The following is a 21,823-nucleotide window of genomic DNA, read 5'->3' on the forward strand; positions in this document are numbered from 1 at the left end:
AGTATATACTCTAAATAAATTAATAAATCTTGGAGGAACAAATGGCGAAGTATAGAAATAACAGCCAAAAAATCGGTGAATTAGGAGAAGACTTATTTAGAATTTATGCCCAGCGATCACTTAATTTAATACCAAATAAACTTGAACGTGACTATGGTATAGATTTCTCATGCCAGATTGGAAGTGAATCAACCAGTCATAAACAATCAATGCATGCTGAGTTTCTTCTGGTGAATGTGAAAAGTTCTGCTAACGACATTCCAAGTAGTAATCTTAATAAAGCAGATATGGAATTCACACTTAAATCTACACAGCCTCTTGTGTTTATTTTGGTTGATACTCTTAAAAATGAAATTTATCACCGTTTTTTTGATGAAAAGTTACTCCTTGAATTTCATGAACGTTTGTCAAAGAAAAAAAACTCTTTCCGATTGGATCCTTCGAAAATGAGCAATGATGTAGACCATTTCATTGAACAATTGTCTATTATAAAGAAAAGGTCATACCAGAATAAGCTTGATTTATTGAAGGTTCAATTAGAACTCCAAAAATTAATTGGAGATATGAAACTGAGCATTAGTCAGTCGGAAGAAGGTAGTGTTGCCATAGTTGAGGTGAACCAAGTAGAGGATCTGTTTGACAAAACTCATAAACTTTTTCCACGTGTACGAACTTCTTTTTTATCTGAAGATCTTAATAAGTTGTCTTTGCCACAAAGCACTTTCAAAAATATATTTCAACACACTGACGATATCGCTGACTCTTTATCTGTTATCGCTCCTTTAGTTTATGATGTGTGTCGTGTTACTTTAATGCGAAAAGGGAAAGAGATTGCTACTTGTCAGTTTGAAATAAGGGGGTTTGGAGATGAGACGGCTTACTATCATCCTAGCGGTTTAAGCTTATCTGTATCAAGAAGAAGAAAAGCTGAAGACAACCAGTTCCGTCACTATACAGAGGTTATTATTACTGAAAAAAATGCTGATAGTATGTTTAATTACCCTGAATTAATTAACTTCTTAGGGAAAATTCGGCCTGGAGATACTATAAATCAACTTTCGGTTTCTGAATCCTGGCCAATACTACTTTATCTCGGTGAAGTTGTTCGACATTTACCTAAAATCTATGACGCTCTTGCAGTAGAACCCTGTGTTCAACTGAATGCACTTGAAAATAAAGAAACATGGTTCTCGTATATGTTTGTTGCGAAACTGTTGTTTGATAAAAAATCCACGCTTCATTATAATCCTGAAACAGATAATTCAACGTTAAAAGTAATAAAAAACAAGATACATTGTCCCTTTATAATTTGTTTGCCTGAGGGACAATTTGTGCTAATAATGGAGTTTGATAGTGAATTATATAGAGAGGAGTCTGGTAGAATAGTTGGTATTAAATCAACACGTAATCCAATTGCTAAGTCATGTATAGCCATCGAAAGCATCGGTATATCTAACCCTATATTTCTACTAACAGAAGAAGTAGCGTTTATGTTTTCTGCAGATAAGCAGCAAGCTGAAATTATAGATAATCCTCTAGGTATACGAAGTATTGTATTGTAAGATTCAGCTACAATTAAGTGAACTTAAAGTTGGATGCTGCGAAACTAATCCAACATCTCTGATGCTAGTAATTACACGAGGGCTCCAGTAGAATAATGCAAGTTTTAGATGCAGAGATATAGGAGTAACCAGTAAATGGACAAGCTTGACTGATCTGAACGGGAAACGGAGCTGAAATTTTGGAAAACCAAATTAAATTAGAGTTCGTCACAGCTATTAATTATTTAGGGTTAGATGAGGATGATTGCCATGTTGTAATTGATGAAATAGAATACGGAACTTGGGAAGAATTCAATCAAGCTATATATGAATTTGAAAAGCCTCACTTTAAAAATGTTCGAGAAAAGCTTGGACTTGTTTTAGAACTGATTCAAAGCAGTGAACAGGTTCAGTATACATATCCTCCGAGAACAAAACACGAAATGAATGGCGGGATCAAGATAGCGACTCGTCGAGGAGCTCGACTTCATGAAATTGAATTATTTAATCTCTATTTTCGTTTTCGCTCTCATTTAGCAGGTGATGGAATTGCTCTCATGTATAAGTCACCTTCTTCTCAAAAGGAACGGATTATTCTTTTACCTGACAACACTGAACAAAGATATGAAACAGAGAAAAGATATTATTTGGATGAAGCTAGGGATCTGGTTTTTAAAGGGCACATGAAATCAGATGACCAAAATAATCTGATTGAAAATCTAAGGATGTTAAATCTCCATGAGCGTTGCGCCCAATCTCTAGAACACGAGTTTGGCCATGTTCTTAACGTTCGTGAGTTTGAATCATTGAATTTTAGACCTAATGATGAAGCACAAATTTACAAATGGTTTCTTGAGTCAGGATATATGTTTAATATTGATAAAAGGATTCCATTATTCGATAAAGATTCAGCAGCCGTAAAACTCCATATTTTAAAAGAGGCTCTCGTGGAGGATTACCGGATATCATTGAATATGTCTTCGGAACGTGGTAAATTTATATTACCAAATAAATTCTGTTTTTCGGGTGATTTTCAAAATCCAGACTTATTAGAAGAGGGAGTGGATCTTATGAAACGCATGTTGAATAATCAAATAACTTCTCAAACGCGTCGGCCCGCGTCCTCGTCGGATTTTGACTCAATCATTGCATATAAACAAGTCGTTGCACGGCGTAAAAAGCAGGATTGGGTGGCCGGATCCCAATCTTTGACAGAGGACATCATTCGGCGAGACTTGGAGGAACTTGAACAGTCAGCTATAAAACAGGCAGCAGTATCAAGAATATAGAAGTAAAAGCCATCCACAAGGATGGTTTTTTTGTTTTTGGATTCGACATACCTCATGAATATGAGTTGATGATGTTTTTTGATGACTATTATCTCAACAAAATGAAGTTGTAAGCTGGGATCATGGATATAAAGTTTTTGACTTGCTACCGGGAGCATTAAGCGATCGAGCAGAATATATACTTTGAAAAGGGTGGTCAAATGGGAGGGAAAAAAAGACGGCAGCATTATGTTTGGAGGCATTATTTGACTGCCTGGGAGAATGAAAATGGTAGACTTTATTGTTTACGGGACAATAAGATTTTCCCTGCCAGCGCTAGAGATGTTGCAAATATCCGCGATTTTTATCGCTTAAATGAACTTACTACATTCGATATTGAGTTAATAACGACTGTTTTCATAGAACATTTGGGGCCTCCTGAAGTTCAAAAAGTTAATAAAGATTGGATTATCTATTTCAATCGGATCTTCGAAATTAAAAGGACTTTAGAGCAGAAGAGGAAATCTTCCGAAGAAGTGAAGGCTCTATTTGACTTGGAGATCAATAATATTGAAGAAGAACTTCACAATAGAATTGAAGATACGGGAAAGCCGTATTTAGAGTCTCTCAGAAAAGGTGATGCATCGTTTTATCAAGACGAGCAGGGGAAGGCAGAGTTTAATGAATTCATCTGCACTCAATATTTTCGGACAAATGTGATAAAAGAATCATTCCTTAGAAGCATGAAATTTATTCCTGGGAACTGGTCTGATTTCGATCCGGAAAGGATTTGGAACGTTTTAAAATATGTATTCTCTACGAATTTAGGTCATCAGATGTCGCTCCCTAATAATAATTTTGTCTGCATAATTCTAAAAAATAACACACCTACTCCATTTATAACCGGAGATCAACCCGTGATCAATACAAAGGCGGATTACAATAATCTAGAACAGACTAACGAGTTGGAACTATATTATCCAGTATCAGCAAAAATAGCTCTGCTTTTATTGCAGAGCTCTAAGAAATGGGATGACTCAATCGATATTGAGGAAGGTGAAGTTCAAAGATATAACGATCTCATCTTTAAAGGTTCTAAAAAGCAGGTATATGCTAACGAAGTGGCAGTATTAAATTGCTTCAATTGAGCAGAAACCTAACAGTAACAGCTTTGTCTTAGACCATGAGGGAAATGGAACAAAGAGCAGAGAAAAATTTGAAACTTAACGTTTACAAACAGATTGAGAAAGAATGGCTTTGAGCAAGTTCCAGCTTGGATATATGTTTATCGTCCACCGCCTGAGTCCCTGCGACGTTAAAAGTAGCAGGGACAACAAGCCGTGAAGCTCTGGAGCAATCAACTCGACTTCGCCTAAACATTTTTATATCAAATTCTCCCTCCCTCATTTTAATTTAAACACATATATTTTTGTTCATAAAAATGAATATACAAATAAATATGAATATATTAAGTAAATTAATAAGTATAATAAACAATTATATGATCATTTTAATATTCATTAAACTATTCAGTTTTGATGAATCTAAATTTCTTACGGTCAACAGAAGAGTTAACATAATAAATTACTAGTAAACTCAAAAGTGAACTGTTTACAAAAAAGGAGACTAGGAGGGGGATTGGGGGGAATAAACACAGTTATAAGATTTATCAACGAAGAGAAAATTCAATAGATAAGATATAATTCTGAAGAAACATCTACTTTTATAAGAACATATGTGCTAAAATAAGTACGCCAAACCCAGATTTTGCGCACTTTCAAACTAAAACGATTTTTAGTTAGGAAGAAAGGTAGTTTCACATAAAAGAAAGTCGTTTTATTCCAGTATTTTTAAGATTAATAGAATAAATTAATAGACAAGAATAAGGTGTTCGAATTTTTCGAGATTACACGATAAAATTTAATGGCCGATAAATAAGGATGGATGCATTTGGAGGTAGAGTGATGGTTTTTGTGAAAAAGGTAATTGATGAAGCGTTAGATGACGACATTCATTTGATCGACCCGAATCTTGGAAAGTATAGGTTAGAACTTCAACCTATCTTAGAGACATCATTTACAAAGAAATGCTGTATTGTTTTGCTGGATAAAAAGATTTACTATAAATCGTTTCCTATACCGTTTACAGGCAGTAGGAAGGCTATTATTATCGAGGATGATGAACAAAAGCTTAGACAATTGATTCGTGATGAGTTTCCTGATCATGATTATGAGATAGAGTTTAGTAAACCAAGATATAAGGTATACCCAGAGTGTTTAGTTCATAGTATAGACGTCTTATCTGCAAATGAAATTAAATTTATGACTGAAAAACAGCTCGATCTTTGGCAACCTGTTATAGAAATAGCTGTATCAAAGTTCCGAGATTCCCTTAAGGGTAAGAAGAGAAAGAAATAGACTTGTATATTAAGAAGATTACATATTAGTCCTTTAAAGAGGGAATAAATTCTTAAAGAGGTGAATTTAGATTTTGATGGATAATAGTAAGGTATACGACAAGCAACATAGGTATCTTGGGAAAGGTATAAAGAAGCCCCGATTTCGTACTCCTACCAAAAATACTGTTAAAAATCGTATTCTCATGGCACTGCTCTATGGTACAAATACTAAAATTTCGGAGCTTGCTGAGGCAATAGGTGTTTCGAAGCGTACTGCACATTCTTGGGTGTATGAAAGAAATCCTGGCGAAGCCAATAGAAAGAAAATATCTGAATTTTTTGGTTTACCAGAAGATGTTTTGTTCTTTGAACACTGCGAGGAAATGCAGATTAAAATACCTTTTGAGACCAAACTACATCAAGGTTTCTTAGGTGATAAAATATTGAATGTAATACTGGCAGGTTTAATGGTAGTCCATAATATCAACCACCGAGATTTAGCTGAGTATTTAGGGTACAGTAGACCTCTTTTCCGTACTCACATTCATGAAGGAAGGATTCCACCAATCGAGATCATAGATAAGGTTTGTAAGTTTTTTAAGCTTCCGCCGCATATTATATACAATCCAGATTTGTTCTTGGAAACGAGATTTACGGCTAAGGAATTCCGTCCTTACTACTCTAAATCTAAACAATAAGATATAAGAATTTACTAACCGTAGCATGTAATAATTTCGAAAGGAAAATAGGGGGAGGTGAGGCGTTGGACTCGTCACGTAAATATGAATTGGAAGATGTATATGATGAACAAATTCGTGCTTTTTCTATATGGATGAAGCAATCGGGTTATACAGACGCGACACAGCGTGAATATATGAGGGAAGTTTATTCTTACTTTGATTCATTAAATGGAACTATCCTCGAAAAAGCAGGTAAGATCGATATAATAAACTTTCTTGTGAGTAAGCAAGAGTCTACAAGCGACCGAACCCGAAATCGATCACTTTCGGCAATTAGATCGTTCTACGTAGCGATGATAGACTTTGAGATGGCTTCTAGGAATCCTGCAATGGAAGTAAAAAAATCAAAGACTGAAAGGAACAAGAAGCCAGTTTACTTAGAGGAAGAAGAGTTAGTCGAAAGTCTTCAGTTTATAAAAGGCAGGTATCGCAATCGAAACATAGCCATATTCCTTCTCATGGGATACTGCGGCCTTCGCGTGGGAGAAGTTCATCGATTAAACCTTAAGGACTTTAAGCGTTCGAAGGCGACAATTGAGGTCTTTGGTAAGGGCCGTAAATGGAATGAGATACCTGTGCCTGAACTGCTAGTTGAATATCTAAGTAAGGTTGAGGAAGAACGGATTACACCATACAGCAAGAAGGAAGAAGCCTTTTTTGTCTCACAAAAGGGAAGGCGGTTATCGATCCGTCAGATTCAGAAGATCGCAAACCTAATGTTTACAGAATTTAAGAGCCAAAACCCAAAATTATCGGACATGAAGTTATCCTGCCATAAACTTCGGCACTCTTTCGCGACAATGCTCCTCAAAAACGGAGTAGATATTCGCGTCGTAAAGGAACTACTTGGACACTCCTCGATAGAAACGACAATGATCTATACACATGTAAACGATGAACAAAAGAAAAAGGCAATGGCTACTGTGAGCATTCCGCTTCATTCCCTATGAAATGTACTGTAACGAGGCGCTGCTGATAAATGTATAGCGAAGTTTAGATTATTTGATCATGGATGCATGATCAATAGTGTATCATGCATCAATATAAAAATTCCGATTAGGTATATTGACTTAGGATAAAAGTAGGTATATGATCATTTTAATTGAATATTCTATCGAGGAAGTACCTCGCGCTTACATTGGTAAGTGTGGGGTACTTTTTTGTTTTCTGATAAGGAAATATAAGCATGGCCCAACAATTTTAATGATTTCTTGAGCAAAATTTGGAAAGTCTATCAAAACAAATGAGGAGATCAGAATGATGAAGTTAAAGACTATTCGTATTCAAGTTCTATGTATGCTGTTATTCACTTTATTTGCTAATACTGCTTCTGCTACAGACTTTAAAGTATCAATGATAATAGCTGACAAGAATACAGAAACCTTAGCTGGTGGTTTTCACACAAAAATCACTCCAGGTTCGAAGCATACTTATACAGTCACAGTCACAAATCATAGCAAGGAAAATGAATCAGTATTTTATTTGTATCCTGCTGATGTTGTTCCAAAACTAAATGGTGGTAAAAATTTTAGAGATTATGGAGAGACAGTATCGGGTCCAGCTAAATGGATTAAGACAAAGCCAGAAAAGATAATTCTTCAGCCATTAGAAGCTAAGAATTTCTCATTCAACATTGAGTATCCTAAAGATTTGAGTTACGGCCAATATATTTCTTACATAGCATTACAAGAATATAAAGAACCTGAAGTAGTAAAAAGTAAATCTCAAGAAGTAACCTTCCAAACTGATGCTTTAACTAAAATCGGAATTCAGATTATTGGCGATTATAACTCAGATCAAGCGAATTCAAAATTCTCGTTCTCTGATTTTGAATATGAGTATTTAAGCAATGGTTTGTTAAGTGTATCACCACATGTTGAAAATGGTGGAAACATTCTTGGAAAGCCAGATATTGAAATGAAGTTAATTGATCTCGATACGAATCAAAATATTTATGAGAGTTCATTAAGTATGGATTCCGTATATGCTAACACGGAGGCAAAAACTGATTTTATCTTAAAAGACACTTTCCTTGAGCAAGGGAATTATAAAGCTGTATTAGTAGGAGAATGGGAAGATCAAAGGTTCTCAAGGGAATTTGAATTCACCTTAAACCAAGAAGAGGTCACCACATCTCAAAGAACACTTGCGGACAATAATATTATTAAGATAGTCACACAGAAAAATGATACTCAGGTAATATTATTGACTGCAATTTTAGGTTTTATTGTTATGTTACTTCTTATCATTCTTCTATTTAAGAAGTCAAAAAGAAAATCTGAGAGGGGTGATGAGTATGTAACTTCTAAAGAGACTCTAGAGGCGACTAAAAACTAAAGGAGAGAATGAAAATGTCAAAAACAAAGAAGTTTGGAGCATCATTACTCGGTCTGGCACTATTAGTGTCTGTTCCTTTATCTGCAGCAGCAGAGGAAGTTGGTCAATCGACTGAAAGCCAATTTAGCTTAGTAGGGGGACAACTCACATTTTCAGCGGATCCAATCATTTTCGCACCTAAGGTAATCAACAGTAATGAATGGAAAGGTGCAACGGTATCAAGTAAAATTTATCTTACTGATGACACGGGTCGAGGAGACGGATGGACACTTACGTTATCTGCAGAAGATTTTTACAGTCAGCCACTTACCGACCCTTCTTCAGGGGGCAATGGTACATATGTCTTGTCCTATCCAGCGTCTAGTGTTGAAGTAAGATCTGGAGAAGTCCTTGTGAGTATTGGGCAGGAAGTGGATCCTACACACGGACCGTTGTCTAGTTCCTTCCATTTGTCATCGACTCCACAAACTATTTTCAGTGCTCACCCTGGATTTGGTATGGGTGATTATGAAGTGATTCCAACATTTTGGATAAATACTCCGAAGACTGTAACCGTTAGTCAGCTTAACGGTGAAGGATCCTCTTACCAAGTTGGGGATACAATTGGTGCTGTGGCAACTACATACACTAGCAAGTTAACTTATACTCTGGCGAATGGAATTTAATTAATGTTAGCTGGTAGCCTGATTTTTATTATAGCGTGCCTTATAGCCGTTGTTCTAAGCAAATTTTCCGCCTATTTCAAAGATGACGGCTTTGTTGTCTTGTCTCAGATGACGATAATGGCTGGACTGGTTGCTAGTCTAATGATAATCTCCTAAACTATTAGCAAAAGATGCCTATTTCAGTGAGGCATCTTTTTTTATCTCTTTCCGATCGTATGCCTGAAAGCTCAGTCACAGGACCATTGTTCAAGAGCAGTAAGTGGAATAAGTATTGACCTATAGTGCTAGTATATATATACTAAACAATAATTAAATACTTTTGTAGGGAAGCACCCTTTTGGCGATAAAGCCATATTGGGTGCTTCCCTTTTTCTGTTTAACAGGGATTTTAAGGAGGCAAAGTTTTGAATCTATTCCGGAAGCAACGGTTAGGAATTCAAGTCGGATTACTGAATCATCAACACTTATCTATATTTGAGAAATTATGGTCTAAGTTATGGCATTTCCAAATGAACACTTTTTTGAATGAAGAACATCGATGTAGCAATTACAAGCAGACGGATTCAAATTGCTGTCTTAGAGAGGGGGAGCGGAGATGATTTTATATTATACACTCGCATTTGTGACCAGTTTTATTTACATGGGATTTGAGATCGCAGCTGTAAGAGTTCTTACTCCTTATTTTGGGAGTACTATGTTTACTTGGGGGGCCATTATTAGCACATTTCTTACCGGATCTACAATAGGGTACTGGTTTGGAGGAAAACATGCTGATAGATCTAATTCTCAGGTTATGGTCATTCTGTACCTTTCAATCGCGATGATTACTGTCGCAGCTGTTCCTATGGTGTCTCCAGTATTGAACTCACTTAATGAATTGCCTAATAATATTGGAGTGCTACTAGGTTGTTTGCTCCTTTTTCTTGTACCGAACGTTGCTTTGAGTGCTATCGTCCCTGCGATTACAAAGGAAGGGCTTAGCCTTTCGTTCAGTGGGGCTCAGATTGGTAAGTTCCATACGATATCCGCAGTAGGGAGTATCGCAGGTACTATACTCGTAACATTCTGGCTGTTGCCTGCGGCCTCGTTGGAGGTCATATTTGCCTCATTTACTGGTGGGCTTGTTATAGCTTTAATCCTTTATATAGGTTTGAAATTCAGAAGAAAAATGGTGTTTGTGTTACCTAGCTTTGCGTTTTGTCTTCTTCCCTTTCTTCAATTCGCAGAGAGTCATATTAATGCACCAGGTACACGATTAATCGCTGAAGAATCGAGTGCGTACCATAATGTATATATTGTTGAAAGCGAAGAAAGGAATGGTATTCCTGGGGAGTACCGCTACATGCAATTTGGTCCGAAGGGCTATCAAGGGGGCATTAATCTAGATAATCCAGATGAGGTATTATTCAAATATGCTCGTCACTTCCAAGAGGTTGGAGACAATTTAATTACAGATATGGAGCGAGTTTTTATCGTTGGTCACGGTGTAGGGACGACGGCTCGCCATTACGAGAAACTTGGCAAGGATGTGATTACAGCAGAGATCGACCCTGTTGTTGTTGATATGAGTAAGAAATACTTCTTGTACGAAGGAGATTCTGTTGAAGTTGGAGATGGTAGAAAGCTCCTGTCCAAACAGCTCGATCACTCCATTGATTATCTCGTGCTTGATGCATACAGCAACGATGTCGTGCCTTTCCATCTAACTACTAGGGAATTCTTTGACATCACAAGGCAAAAACTCAGTCATAATGGAGTGCTGGCTATGAATGTGATTGGGAAATTACGTGGAGATGAAGTCCTTGAAGCAATTCATTCCACGATCGCAAACCAATTTCCTTTCGTACGTGTGTACGCAAGCGCTGAAGATCAGGACAAGTTGCAAAACATCACAATACTCGCCAGCCATTCACTCATTGAACAGAAAGAATACAGCGAATATTTTGAGGTGAAACTAAATCCTGGAGAAATTATAACGGATTCAAGCACGAAGTTTAGCAGGTTGAATTAATTATTGTCAGCTGTATAGTCAAGAAATAGAATTCTGTTAAGCTGCCGGCGAGTACAAAACGATGTGAAATACTTTTTTGGTTACCTTAAATGGGTGGGGTCGAGCAAGAACGTGTCGATGATTAATCCTGCTTCTTTATTAAAGTAGACTTTCACTATCTATGCGAAGGATCGAAAGTCTGCTATAATTGATGTATACCTTTACTTTACTGTTGACCTTTTTTATAGTGGTGGCACGCGCCATACCACTTATTCTTATGAATTCAAATGCGCCCATGGGTGATTACTATGTCTAATGACATTTTATCCTTTGGTGCGCTTTTTAATGTCTAAATTACGCTTGACCAAAGCTGCTGATTCTAAAATCGCCAATGCGAGAATCAGAGGTTTTTGTCAGGCGTTATTTTTTTGCCTGAACAACCCAAATTTTTTATCAGGAGGAAAGTGTGATGATCATTGAAATGGAAAAAGAAATTACTGTGGAGTATGGTGGTATCACTAAATTCGACATGGAGGACTGTCATGCTCATTACTTCATCAATGAAGGGGAAGATGGGCAAAAGTCTGAGTTCAAAGTAGTTAAGGAAACTGGCATTGTAGAGAAGAGACCGCTCGGATCCGAGGATTGGGGTCTAACTTTCTTAGAATTTTATGACTTTAAGGCCGACCGCGAATCGTCCACAGAGTGGGTTTAATCAACGATAAACAACGAATGGAGAAATGCTTGTGAAAATCATTGAAATTGGTTACTTTTATAATTACTCAAATCCTATTGGAGACAGATGGGAAATTCGCCAAATAACTGAGGACCGACTTGCCTCTATTCAGAAGCTTGCTGCTGAAGGCAAGAATTACAAAGGTCTTCAAATCATAAAGGATTATGGTGAACAAGATACAACTTGGCTAGAAACGTGGGAAAAGATAGGTTCGCGTAATCGTTACATTCGGGCAGCAAGAGACCCGTTTTTCGATAAGAGGATGCTCACGGAATGTAAAACGTTGGATTATCTGATCCAAATGTTAGAGCATGGGAACTTCTGTGTCGGGCAAGGGTTTTACTATAAAGATCTTTGCTTCATCAACTGCGTAGGCGGAGGAGACGAGTGGAGAGCTATTCGTCGCGACAAGGCGTTTGAAACCATTTCATGCGGCGCGATTATTAGAAGGTACGGCAGAGAATATTTTAAGCGGAAGGTGACTACGTACTTGTCTGCACCAGATGAACTTGGTAATATGGAGTTTTTGGAGAGTAATATCAGTAATCAGTTATTTAGCATGGGAGAATTTGTAGAAGAACAAGTAACATGATTTCAATTACTATATACTTCTGAAATGCTTTATTTTGAAGGATTGAAAATATCAAACTGCTTATTCTTATGTGAATTAATAATTTGAATTTAGTAACGGAAATACCGGTCAAGAGATGAACTCAGTAAGAGTTCATCTCTTTTATTTAAATTACTAGGAGGTAAAAATTCATGACATTTGGTAATAACAAAGTGAAAATATCAGCCGTCACGTTGGAGTCTTACAAGGATGCCCTCAACGATTTAAATCCAGATACGGACTACCTATTCGTCGATACGATCCCTGAAGGGATAGAAGGAAAGAAATTCATTTATCGGCAGCAAATATTCACTGTTACTGGAGTGGACCTAGAGAGCAACGAAGAACCGTTGCTAGCTGCGATGTTACAGGGATTCGAAGATTATGAGAAAGATGTGGAATGTGGAAAACTGGAAAAAGGATATTACACATCAGATGGAACTCCGATAGACAATTTCCCAACAAATTTTATTAACCATACAGGTTGGAAATTCAACGCTTGTGAACGCTATGCGAAAAACGTTCCGGGTCTTGAAGAAGGTGCATTGATCGGTTTTTATTGGATTCCGCTCTCCGGTATCATGGATGAGCTCTATTCTCCTTAAAAGTCCCGCACTATAACCCCAGATAGTATATAGATCATAGGAGGGGCAGGAAGATAGTGAAGTATGAGTTTATACCTCTAAATGAGTTGAGGGAAATTGCAGGGGGATTGAATGAAGGAAAGAATTCAAACGGTAGTAGAGTTTACGAGGGCTTTCATTTTTTCTCTCCTATAGACTTTAACATGGCATCGATAATGGAATATTACTGTGTAATAGCCGTTGAAGGGATAGATGTCAGGGGAGTAATGCTGCTTTATCAAGATCCCCAACATCCTTTATCGTACAGTATATCGTATGTCGACGTTAGAAAAGACCACCAAAGGCAAGGTATCGCTAAGGGTCTTTATTTAACATTAAACGGTTTTCTTAGTCAAGATAATATCGTAATTGGGACAGATCTCACTGATAAAGGTAAGTCAGCTAAACTGGATAGACTTCGTAAAAAAACAATCACGACTTGCCTCTCATTCGATAGCTTCAATCAATATTTAGTGAATCTCCATTTCCTGAGAAAGGTGTGAATGTTGGGCTTATCAATTTAAAGGATATGCTGTTGGTGTTCCTTACCTTTTGGGTAAAGTTTGGCGAAGAGTTAAAAGTGCAAACTTACTGAAAGTATAATGTAGATTTCCTATTTGTTATTGCTACTTATTGTCTGCTCACTTATACTGAAATTAACCAAATAACATCGAACTGGAAGTACCAGGCTGCCCCAAAAGGGTTTGTCTGGTACTTTTTTGTTTTTTTAAGGAGGATATTTTGTTGTTATATGATAGGACCCGAAAAATTCTAATAGGATTAGCGATCGCGATTCCTGTATTCGCCAGTATCTCAGTCGTAATCGTCCTAAACTCAGGGGAAAGCAATGAACCTCAACGTGCTGCACTAGTAAAAAAACGTGTTGAAGTAATGGTGGATAGTCACAATATGACGGTTAATACTCATGCTGAAACTGTAGGGGAAGTTCTTAAGCAGCTTGATGTGAGCGTGGGAGAGCAGGATATTGTAGAACCTTCGACAATGACGAAACTCTCTGAAAAAGTCAAAATACGGGTGACACGAGTTTCCGAAAATGAGAATGAGGTAATTGAAGAAATCCCCTACGAAACAGTAACTTATAATGACCCGAATATGCTCATAGGAACGGAAGAAGTAATTCAAGAGGGAAAGCCAGGTAAACAAAAGGTACAACGCTTGCTACGGGTAGAAAACGGAGTCTCGGCTACAGAGAAAGTATTAAAACGCCAAGTAATCAATCCATATACGCCAAAGGTCGTTGCAGTAGGTACTGCAACTCCTGAACCTGTTGTTCCCATTTCAGATCCATTTGTGACCCAAAGTAAAGTTAGCGAAGATCCTCCATCCAATACACAAACAGTTAATGAAGATACTCCAACTGAAGATAATCACTCACATTCTGAAGAGCCAAAAGTCATTACGTTAGAAGCAGAGCCGGTAAATTATAAGTTTAAGCTGGATGATGTTGAGTTGACCGCATATACCGCTGGTTTTGAATCTACGGGTAAGAATCCAGGTGATCCTGCCTTCGGTATTACATCTTCAGGAACTACAGTTTCCGAAGGAAGAACTATTGCTGTCGATCCGACGATCATCCCGATGGGATGGTGGGTATACATCGAGGGTGTGGGATATCGGAAAGCAGAGGATACTGGTGGTGCTATAAAAGGAAATATCATAGATGTGTATATAGAGGAGCTGGAGAAAGCACAACAATTCGGACGAAAGTATGGACATACGGTATACGTTATTGGTCCCAAACAACCAAACTAGAGATTTTACTGACTGTATATGAAGTTCATTTATTGTCTGGATTATGCTGCAGTGATATAATACATAAATACCATTCCTTTTCTTTCCACGTACTCCCCAGCTTGGGCATAGGGAGCATTCTAATGATAATTTTTATTGCGTGTGGGATAGGTCTGTATTTTAATTCTTCTTGAGTAATTCAATTTATATCCTCATGGATATCAAAACACCATTTGACGCATGACTGTTGAGGTCATAGCACTTATGGTGTTTTTTACATCTGTAAATATTTGTTTAGAAATTAACGTTTCTCTAGGAGGGCAAAAAAGATGATTAATAAAAATGTTTTCTTTGATGTAGAGACAGAATTTGGTGTCCGAACAGAGGTTGCAAAGGTGAAAAGTGTTGAATTTACAAAAAGAGGGCCTGTTTTTACAGCAATCACTCCTTTAGGGAATACGGTACGCTTAACTAAGCGTGAAATCTCATGTGTCGGAAATAAAAAACAGCAGAGCACACAGCGCTGTACATAATCTATTTTATTTTTATGTTATAATACACAGGAGGAAAGTATGAATATCGATTGTGAAATTGACATCATTATTGACGAATTAACACCGTGTTTAATACACCGGGAGACTGGGGAAGAATATAAGACATTGATAGAGCCTTTGCTGAGTTCAGATCTTAAACATCTTACTAAACAGCAAGGCTGGATTAATTTCAATTGGACTAAGGAATACTCAGCACCGAATCGCAAGGTGGCAAAACTTATGGTTGTGGGTTCTGATCAGATCCAAGGACTTATCAGCTATGAGATTGCTCAAGGTTACATCGATGTAATGCTTGTCGAAAATGCCCCTTGGAATATCGGTTCAAGTAATCAACTGTTTATCGGCGTAGGTGCTCATTTATTCGCCTTCGCTTGTAAGATAAGCTTCGAGATGGGATTTGATGGTGTTATTGCTTTTACCTCGAAAACCAATTTGATTAAACACTATCAGGAGAAGCTGGGTGCAGTACGAATCGGTGGACATTTGATGACGATCGAGACGGAGGCAGCTAGAAAACTGGTTGATCAATACTTTGAGGAGGGATCTTGCTAATGACTAACGACAGCAAAGAAATAATAGATGCTTTCGAAAAACTTGCTGAAGCAGGCAAAGGTGTTCTTGCTATCCCGCCTTTGAATGAAAATGAGCGTCATGAACGCGATCGCTTAATGCAGGAATATCTGCGCCAGCGAAAAGCAGAATCACCTGTTCATCGGAAATGATTGTACTCTATTTGAGCAATAACCGTTAATCATGGAGTTGATGGATCATGGATTTTAAATGGCGATTACCGTTAATTCTGATAACATGATGAGATTCGTCTCCAAGTTAGAATTACCAAAAATTATTCGTTATGGAACAAGAGGTCTAGCAGTAGTCTGCTGGGCCTCTTTTATTTTTTATGAAATCGAAGGGGTGCAAAGATCTTGAAGTTAAACGACTGGGTTCTATTGAAAGCGATTTTTAACTCTCGCCTGCATGATGCAGTTATGGAGAAGAATGAGGAGGGCATTCACCAGCTGATAGATGAAGAATATTCCTATGAGAAGGATAATGGCTTTTTTGAAGTTGAGCCGCTCGAACTGGATAAGTTGCAAAAAGAGCACAACAAAAATATCTCCAATGAAGAGTTGATTATAAGGTTACTATAAACTTTAAGGAACTGAAAACCGTTCAATAAAAATAGAGTTAGAATCTTTTTATCATTAAGCTATGCTTGCACGTTTAACTTGTATATAGGCTTAGAGGGGAATTGGGGACATAGCAGACTATAAAGCCGCTCCAATTACGAGGTAATGAATTGAGTGAAAAATTAAATGAAGGAGAGCGAATATGAAGTTATTTAGCCAAATGAATGAAAACGACTCAGTGTCATTAAAATGGGAGGACAGGGTATTGAGGACTACTAAGAATCCCCAAAAGAGTGATGATGGTAAAACATACACAGCACTTGCGGTAGATGCAATAGATAATAAATACATTTTAGTATGGGCTGTTTCAGAGAACGGGGAATGTGACTTGTATAACCCGATTGGCGTTACATTTATAAAGTAGTAGTGTAATTAGAGGAAGCCATCTTAACCAGGTGGCTTCTTTTTTATATCCTATCACCAAGAAAGTAAAAGCCAAAATATATTGATACCTGGACTAAACTGGATGATCCTGCTCGCTCTATTGAATCCCGGGCATTTTATTATTTAGCATATTTAAAAGTAAAGCCCCCCTTGTAATAATACTGACCACGGATTTTTACTGAGGATTCCGTGATTTCTTCGATGACTCCGCTCCCTACGAGTTCATTCGAATTAAATACTACAATGGGCTCTTTATGTATCATAGCTGTATGTAATTGTATATCTGAAGACAGTTCTTTCATAAAACGATTGGCCATATAATTCTTTTCCTCCATTGTAATTGATTACATTATCCTATATCTCGTCTTACAGTTAAAATTTATTAGTAGTCTTCCTTTGTAATAAGACACAAATAGTTAACCCAAGTACGACTACTACTTCTTCTTTCCGTAGTCAATAGCACAGTCCCCCGATCAATTGATGAAAGTGGACCAATGTAATTATGGTAGACGAAATCAGCACATTAGTCAGAAAACACCTGCTGTTCATTATAATGAATTATGATGAAGAATAGCCTGAGCATCAAATTTAATGCCTGTGAAAATTACCACCTCTGACATTTCCCTTCTAATAATACAGAGGCGGTTACTGTTTAGAACTCCGATGTTACATCAAAGAAGGTATCGATCATACAATAGCAACAACTATAAATTTAACCAAAGGTATCGTTTAAAAATCGATGTAAAAAAGCTCAAGATATCCTTGCGCCAGTAAAGGATATCTTGAGCTTTTCTTTACACAGAAGTAATTGTGATAAATTCTTCGAACTTCGGTGATCGCAGCTTTCCATCTTTAGTGAAACACTGAAATTTGATTTTACAACCTAAAACTGGTTCGATGTATCTCCAGCCTTTGTGTTCATGCGTAACTAGTTGTTTAGAGACCTGATTAAACGCACGTATTGCTTTGCTGTTCGGTGGGAATTCCAATAGACCTACATATTTGCCATCTACGGTTAAACCCCAGCCAAAACCGCCTACAAGCCTTACTGAAGAAATCTGACAGGTAATGTACTGATAGGCCTTGACCTTAATCATATTTTTAGAGCGTGTATTTAGGTGAATTTGAGCGTCTGGGTGATATTGAACAATTCCTTCAAGTCCAAGCTCTTTAGCTTTCAAGAACAGTTCTTCTCCATCATTATATAAAGGGGTAATTGAGAGAGTTTCTGAATTATCTACTATATCTTCAAGCGCCTCTCTGCGCTGCATGAATGATGAATTCAGCATGGGTTTACCATCCAAAAAAAGTATATCCCATAATGGAAAGTGAGCTCGTAAAGTTTTTGCTATTTGTTTAACAGCTGATTCCTTTTTTGTATTAAATCTAGTCATCGCGTCATCCCACCACAATTTTGGAGGTTGATCTTTAGCCTGTGTTAAATCGAAGGCAATACACTCACCATCCAATATGGCCGTCTTTACGGGAAGTTTAATATTATTCAGTTCAGGAAATCTTGACGTAACCTCTGTTCCATGCCTTGTAAAAGCTCTCACCGCACCGTGGTTATAATGTATTAATATCCTAAAGCCATCCCATTTCAGGCTCGATTTAAAGTCTTTCTTTATTTGTGAAGGGAGCATCGGCTGAAGGAGCATTGGTTTTAATGGTTCATTTAACATAAGCTATCTCCTCCATAATGAACTTAACATGGAGAAGATATAAAAAGGTATATGGAACCGTTGGAACAGCTGAGAATTATGTGCAATACGTATACCAATTATTGTTGCAGGTGATATTCGAAAACTGGACATGTCCTGGAAAGTTAAGTGAAAGCCCCTTGTTTGCAAATTAACCCTGCTTCCCTAGAAAAAATAGTCACTGGAATAAGAACTAATGTTCTTATATAATTAGCTCTGAGGTGATCACGATGATAGGAAACAAACTTACACCAGGTAGTAACATGTTTTGGGAATCAAGCCGTATGATTATGCCGGAACATAAAGAAGCTTACGTTGAACATGTCCGTGAAAAAAGTAAGAAGGGCCGTGTTTATCTTGACGATCAAGAGAAAGAGATCGTCAGCAGAGCCCTGGCAGTATCTATCCAGCAGCGTTTGCCAATCAATGTTCAGTTGTACGATGAATTCGAGGACCGACGAGTAATTGGGGTTGTTGAGAAGGTAGATATCCGGCTCAAACGGTTCAAAGTTGATGGAGAATGGTTTGACATACAAGATGTGCTGCGAGTTGATATAGAAGGTTACGACTAATCGAATAAATGAAAAGTCTCATGTAGAAGAGAACTAGCTTAAAAAAGTTCTGCAGCAGCTTTATTGGAGCAACTTGTATCATACTTATTTCTTTATTTAGCTGCACTTTTACTGTTATCAAGAAGACTGGCCCCATTAGCGTTTTATCAATCATATTGAATAGGAGTTATGTGTAAATGAAAATTGAAGTCTATGAAAATGGCAGCAAAAGTAAACTTGTAGCTGTACTTGTAGAGGATAACGGCGACGAACGTGAGTTATTAAGAACCGAAAAAGGCAAGGATGATTCACCAAACCTGATAGACGATATGAAATTGTCACACTAAACAGTAACATTCAATTAGGGAACATAATGAACAGGATTGTGCATTGTGGAAGTGGATGAGTATTAAGTTGTAATGAGGTACATATGGGGAAGTTTATAACGCCTATAATGAGAAAATACGCACCGAGCAAATATGCCTGGTGCGCTTCTTTATGTCCATCGATTTGTTACGCCTCGAATCATGTCCACAATTATCAAGGATCCAAGATGGTCCTCAATCGACATTGTGTATTTCCGAATGGCTAAATCTATTGCTAGGAATAAATCATCATCAATTGAGATCTTTTAGAGGGCCCGTGGTGCTTCTTGTACAATGTCTATTCCTAATTTTTTATTCTCGTTTGGGGTTAATGGATAACTTCCAAGTCGGATGGTTTCAACATCACCAAGGCAAGCTAGGACAGTGAGATGGGAATCAAACTCCATACTGATAAAGTAGATAAAGTGTGGAAAAAGCCTGAAAATAGAGTAAACCCAGTCTCTGACTTCCCTGATCTCGTAGACTTCTTCCACGGTGTCGTCGTAACTCTCGACTGAATCAGTGTATTTCATCTCCACCACGCGTCTTTGTATACGAAGCATGACAGGATCCGTAATAGTTAATCACCTTCTTTCAACTGAACTGCAGGGCCAATACATTATGAAAATTAAGAACTATTTTTTACGATGTAAAGGTACCACGTTAGAAAGGTCTGCAGCAGACCTGTGCTCGATAGGTGTATGAATAGATGCCGTGGCCATATTATTATTTATCAATGGTTTTGTAGCTTGGGTTCTTGTAGATCGCCATTTAAAAAACGAAATGACAAACTTAGGTGCCGAGATCATCATTCCGATGAGCATCGCCCAAAGCATTGTAAAACCAAAAACCACCGGATATAGCCAGAACACGACTGCTGAAGTAAGATTGGAAAGTCGCGGAGCAGCGAACTTCCAACCATGATAGACTGAAAGAAATATGTATCCACCAAAAAGTGATAAACCGGTACTGTCCAAAGATGGCATTCTACTGAAAAAATCAGTAGAGAATACAAGTAAACCAGAAATAAAAGCTATCAAATTGCTGCTGAATTTATTATCCAAAGGATTCACCTCCTTATTTTATTGTGAGAAGTTAATTATAATTTTAAATGGGATATACCCGCCACATCTGGCGCACACAAAACACAATATTATCTGTCTTGAGTCAAGTTTTATAAGGAGTTACGACATCTTGCAGGAAAACATCAGTAACCATATGCGGTGTCGGTTGCATTCCGCTTTAATCTTGAATGGTGTCGTAGCATTTACCCTAGTTGGTCCTTGTGATAAAATTAAAGGAATTAAATACATAAAACGCGAAGCACGCGCAGCCCCTCTTGGGCTTGTCGTGCTTTTTTTGCGTTTACACAAATTAAGGAGGGATAATCAGGACGCATGAATGCTCTAGATACTTTATTTGTAAATCAGTATGTTGAAATTGAGGATAGAGAGGGAAATATGCTGGTTGCACAGATCCAGGATATTGACGAGATCTCGTTTAGGATTGGTTCCATTATTTCTAAACACAGAGTTTCGTTACCCGCGCTTGTTTTGCAGGAAGTGTTTGTCTCATATCGTGGAGAATCCGGAGACAGGTACCAATTTAAAACGAGAGTAATGACACAGCTAGAGAAATCTCCTGCTAAACTTCAACTAGCTATTCCAGGTGACAAGGATGTTCTTCATATCCAGCAAAGAGAATACTTTCGAGTGCCGGCAGCCGTAAAACTCATTTTGAGCTTGAATGAGGAGGATCTTTCCTTTGTTACAAAGGACATCAGCGGTGGAGGGGTGTCATTTCTCAGTAAAGAACCAAAGTTTAAAAAGAATCAGTCTGGAATACAAGGAAACTTGTATATTGCAAACGGGGAGGATGCATTTACAGTTCCTTTTGTTTCAAGAATTGTCTATGTGAAGCTCAATAATAGGAGTATGTTCCAAACCGCTATAGAATTCACAGAGATCCGAGAGTCACACAGGGAAAGGATCATTAAATTTTGTATGAAGGAGCAGCTCAAACTCCGAAACTTAGTTGATAGGACAAAGTAACTCGGTTGCTATGGACATAGAAAAAAAGTAGGTATATAATATTGATTAATTAAATATCGGAGCGAGGAAGCACCTCGCACTTAGTAGATCTAAGTGTGTTGTGCTTCCTTTTTTTATTATCGTTTAGGGGGAATATGGATTGAATAAGATTGATGCCATCATTGGATTATTAGAAATGGGAAAGGGATTGTATGATAAGGAGGATTCAGTACATTCTAAAGAACAATTTGGTTCAAATAATGATGCGATTATGATGATCGTTTCTGTCATCAGTCAACTCCCTCAATATAATTCGTTTTCCTCACTCAAGCTCATGAATTCGTAGGATTTCATCCCTTGTTTAATTCGAAGAAAGAGATGTTTGAGGA

26 protein-coding genes are annotated in these 21,823 nt (G+C 37.6%); 23 read left to right on the forward strand and 3 right to left on the reverse strand.

Annotated features, from left to right (window positions below; all coding sequences use genetic code 11):
• The first annotated feature begins 41 nt into the window (after window positions 1-41).
• The 19 genes from BLW49_RS25225 to BLW49_RS25315 all read left to right on the forward strand — a co-directional run bounded on the left by BLW49_RS25225 (window position 42) and on the right by BLW49_RS25315 (window position 16,768).
• A complete protein-coding gene (locus BLW49_RS25225) occupies window positions 42-1,562 on the forward strand; it encodes a DUF4365 domain-containing protein (RefSeq protein WP_090727670.1) in 1,521 nt (506 codons plus the stop codon).
• 179 nt (window positions 1,563-1,741) lie between these two features.
• Complete coding sequence (locus tag BLW49_RS25230; protein WP_090727672.1) at window positions 1,742-2,830, forward strand: hypothetical protein; 1,089 nt, start codon at window positions 1,742-1,744, stop codon at window positions 2,828-2,830.
• 200 nt (window positions 2,831-3,030) lie between these two features.
• The gene (locus BLW49_RS25235; protein WP_090727673.1) at window positions 3,031-3,957 is read left to right on the forward strand and encodes a DUF4238 domain-containing protein; all 927 of its coding nucleotides are present in this window, start codon (window positions 3,031-3,033) and stop codon (window positions 3,955-3,957) included.
• An 816-nt stretch (window positions 3,958-4,773) separates the two neighbouring features.
• Window positions 4,774-5,226 carry a hypothetical protein gene (locus BLW49_RS25240; RefSeq protein ID WP_090727675.1) on the forward strand — a complete coding sequence of 151 codons (453 nt, stop codon included), beginning with the start codon at window positions 4,774-4,776 and terminating at the stop codon, window positions 5,224-5,226.
• Between the two features lie 76 nt (window positions 5,227-5,302).
• Window positions 5,303-5,905, forward strand: coding sequence for a helix-turn-helix transcriptional regulator (locus BLW49_RS25245; protein ID WP_090727676.1), 603 nt, complete (start codon window positions 5,303-5,305; stop codon window positions 5,903-5,905).
• A gap of 65 nt (window positions 5,906-5,970) precedes the next feature.
• Window positions 5,971-6,897 (forward strand): tyrosine-type recombinase/integrase, encoded by a 927-nt coding sequence (locus BLW49_RS25250; RefSeq protein WP_244533615.1) that lies wholly within the window; start codon window positions 5,971-5,973, stop codon window positions 6,895-6,897.
• A gap of 307 nt (window positions 6,898-7,204) precedes the next feature.
• The gene (locus BLW49_RS25255; RefSeq protein WP_139237039.1) at window positions 7,205-8,284 is read left to right on the forward strand and encodes a WxL protein peptidoglycan domain-containing protein; all 1,080 of its coding nucleotides are present in this window, start codon (window positions 7,205-7,207) and stop codon (window positions 8,282-8,284) included.
• 14 nt (window positions 8,285-8,298) lie between these two features.
• Window positions 8,299-8,949 carry a hypothetical protein gene (locus tag BLW49_RS25260; protein ID WP_090727679.1) on the forward strand — a complete coding sequence of 217 codons (651 nt, stop codon included), beginning with the start codon at window positions 8,299-8,301 and terminating at the stop codon, window positions 8,947-8,949.
• A gap of 595 nt (window positions 8,950-9,544) precedes the next feature.
• A complete protein-coding gene (locus BLW49_RS25270; RefSeq protein WP_090727682.1) occupies window positions 9,545-10,960 on the forward strand; it encodes a fused MFS/spermidine synthase in 1,416 nt (471 codons plus the stop codon).
• Between the two features lie 448 nt (window positions 10,961-11,408).
• Window positions 11,409-11,654 carry a hypothetical protein gene (locus BLW49_RS25275; RefSeq protein WP_090727684.1) on the forward strand — a complete coding sequence of 82 codons (246 nt, stop codon included), beginning with the start codon at window positions 11,409-11,411 and terminating at the stop codon, window positions 11,652-11,654.
• A 31-nt stretch (window positions 11,655-11,685) separates the two neighbouring features.
• A complete protein-coding gene (locus BLW49_RS25280) occupies window positions 11,686-12,267 on the forward strand; it encodes a hypothetical protein (protein WP_090727685.1) in 582 nt (193 codons plus the stop codon).
• A gap of 170 nt (window positions 12,268-12,437) precedes the next feature.
• Window positions 12,438-12,890 (forward strand): hypothetical protein, encoded by a 453-nt coding sequence (locus tag BLW49_RS25285; protein WP_090727687.1) that lies wholly within the window; start codon window positions 12,438-12,440, stop codon window positions 12,888-12,890.
• A 56-nt stretch (window positions 12,891-12,946) separates the two neighbouring features.
• On the forward strand, window positions 12,947-13,411 hold the full coding sequence (locus BLW49_RS25290; RefSeq protein ID WP_090727689.1) for a GNAT family N-acetyltransferase: 465 nt from the start codon (window positions 12,947-12,949) through the stop codon (window positions 13,409-13,411).
• A gap of 241 nt (window positions 13,412-13,652) precedes the next feature.
• Window positions 13,653-14,681, forward strand: coding sequence for a G5 domain-containing protein (locus tag BLW49_RS25295; RefSeq protein ID WP_090727690.1), 1,029 nt, complete (start codon window positions 13,653-13,655; stop codon window positions 14,679-14,681).
• Window positions 14,682-14,989: 308 nt separating this feature from the next.
• Window positions 14,990-15,193 (forward strand): hypothetical protein, encoded by a 204-nt coding sequence (locus tag BLW49_RS25300; RefSeq protein WP_090727692.1) that lies wholly within the window; start codon window positions 14,990-14,992, stop codon window positions 15,191-15,193.
• Between the two features lie 39 nt (window positions 15,194-15,232).
• Window positions 15,233-15,766 carry a hypothetical protein gene (locus BLW49_RS25305; RefSeq protein WP_090727693.1) on the forward strand — a complete coding sequence of 178 codons (534 nt, stop codon included), beginning with the start codon at window positions 15,233-15,235 and terminating at the stop codon, window positions 15,764-15,766.
• Window positions 15,766-15,936, forward strand: a complete 171-nt coding sequence (locus BLW49_RS28970) for a hypothetical protein (RefSeq protein ID WP_170862572.1) — start codon at window positions 15,766-15,768, stop codon at window positions 15,934-15,936. The genes BLW49_RS25305 and BLW49_RS28970 overlap by 1 nt, the downstream gene beginning before the upstream one ends.
• 204 nt (window positions 15,937-16,140) lie before the next feature.
• Complete coding sequence (locus BLW49_RS25310) at window positions 16,141-16,365, forward strand: hypothetical protein (RefSeq protein ID WP_090727695.1); 225 nt, start codon at window positions 16,141-16,143, stop codon at window positions 16,363-16,365.
• 181 nt (window positions 16,366-16,546) lie between these two features.
• Window positions 16,547-16,768 (forward strand): hypothetical protein, encoded by a 222-nt coding sequence (locus BLW49_RS25315; RefSeq protein WP_090727696.1) that lies wholly within the window; start codon window positions 16,547-16,549, stop codon window positions 16,766-16,768.
• Window positions 16,769-16,907: 139 nt separating this feature from the next.
• Here the strand turns inward: BLW49_RS25315 and BLW49_RS25320 are convergent, their stop codons facing one another.
• Together BLW49_RS25320 and BLW49_RS25325 are read right to left on the reverse strand one after the other, a co-directional pair.
• Window positions 16,908-17,105, reverse strand: a complete 198-nt coding sequence (locus BLW49_RS25320) for a hypothetical protein (RefSeq protein WP_244533617.1) — start codon at window positions 17,103-17,105, stop codon at window positions 16,908-16,910.
• 477 nt (window positions 17,106-17,582) lie between these two features.
• Window positions 17,583-18,470 carry an ATP-dependent DNA ligase gene (locus BLW49_RS25325; protein ID WP_090727698.1) on the reverse strand — a complete coding sequence of 296 codons (888 nt, stop codon included), beginning with the start codon at window positions 18,468-18,470 and terminating at the stop codon, window positions 17,583-17,585.
• Between the two features lie 248 nt (window positions 18,471-18,718).
• On the opposite strand from BLW49_RS25325, the gene BLW49_RS25330 reads away from it, so the two are divergent.
• Together BLW49_RS25330 and BLW49_RS28975 are read left to right on the forward strand one after the other, a co-directional pair.
• Window positions 18,719-19,060 (forward strand): YolD-like family protein, encoded by a 342-nt coding sequence (locus BLW49_RS25330; protein WP_090727699.1) that lies wholly within the window; start codon window positions 18,719-18,721, stop codon window positions 19,058-19,060.
• 176 nt (window positions 19,061-19,236) lie between these two features.
• Window positions 19,237-19,386, forward strand: a complete 150-nt coding sequence (locus tag BLW49_RS28975; protein WP_170862573.1) for a hypothetical protein — start codon at window positions 19,237-19,239, stop codon at window positions 19,384-19,386.
• 653 nt (window positions 19,387-20,039) lie between these two features.
• Here BLW49_RS28975 and BLW49_RS25340 read toward each other — a convergent pair.
• Complete coding sequence (locus tag BLW49_RS25340) at window positions 20,040-20,468, reverse strand: hypothetical protein (RefSeq protein ID WP_090727703.1); 429 nt, start codon at window positions 20,466-20,468, stop codon at window positions 20,040-20,042.
• Window positions 20,469-20,801: 333 nt separating this feature from the next.
• On the opposite strand from BLW49_RS25340, the gene BLW49_RS25350 reads away from it, so the two are divergent.
• A complete protein-coding gene (locus BLW49_RS25350; RefSeq protein ID WP_090727706.1) occupies window positions 20,802-21,455 on the forward strand; it encodes a flagellar brake protein in 654 nt (217 codons plus the stop codon).
• A 139-nt stretch (window positions 21,456-21,594) separates the two neighbouring features.
• Complete coding sequence (locus BLW49_RS25355) at window positions 21,595-21,780, forward strand: hypothetical protein (RefSeq protein ID WP_090727708.1); 186 nt, start codon at window positions 21,595-21,597, stop codon at window positions 21,778-21,780.
• Window positions 21,781-21,823: the final 43 nt, after the last annotated feature.

Source organism: Paenibacillus sp. PDC88 (assembly GCF_900106725.1).
In the GTDB taxonomy this organism is placed as follows: domain Bacteria; phylum Bacillota; class Bacilli; order Paenibacillales; family Paenibacillaceae; genus Paenibacillus; species Paenibacillus shunpengii.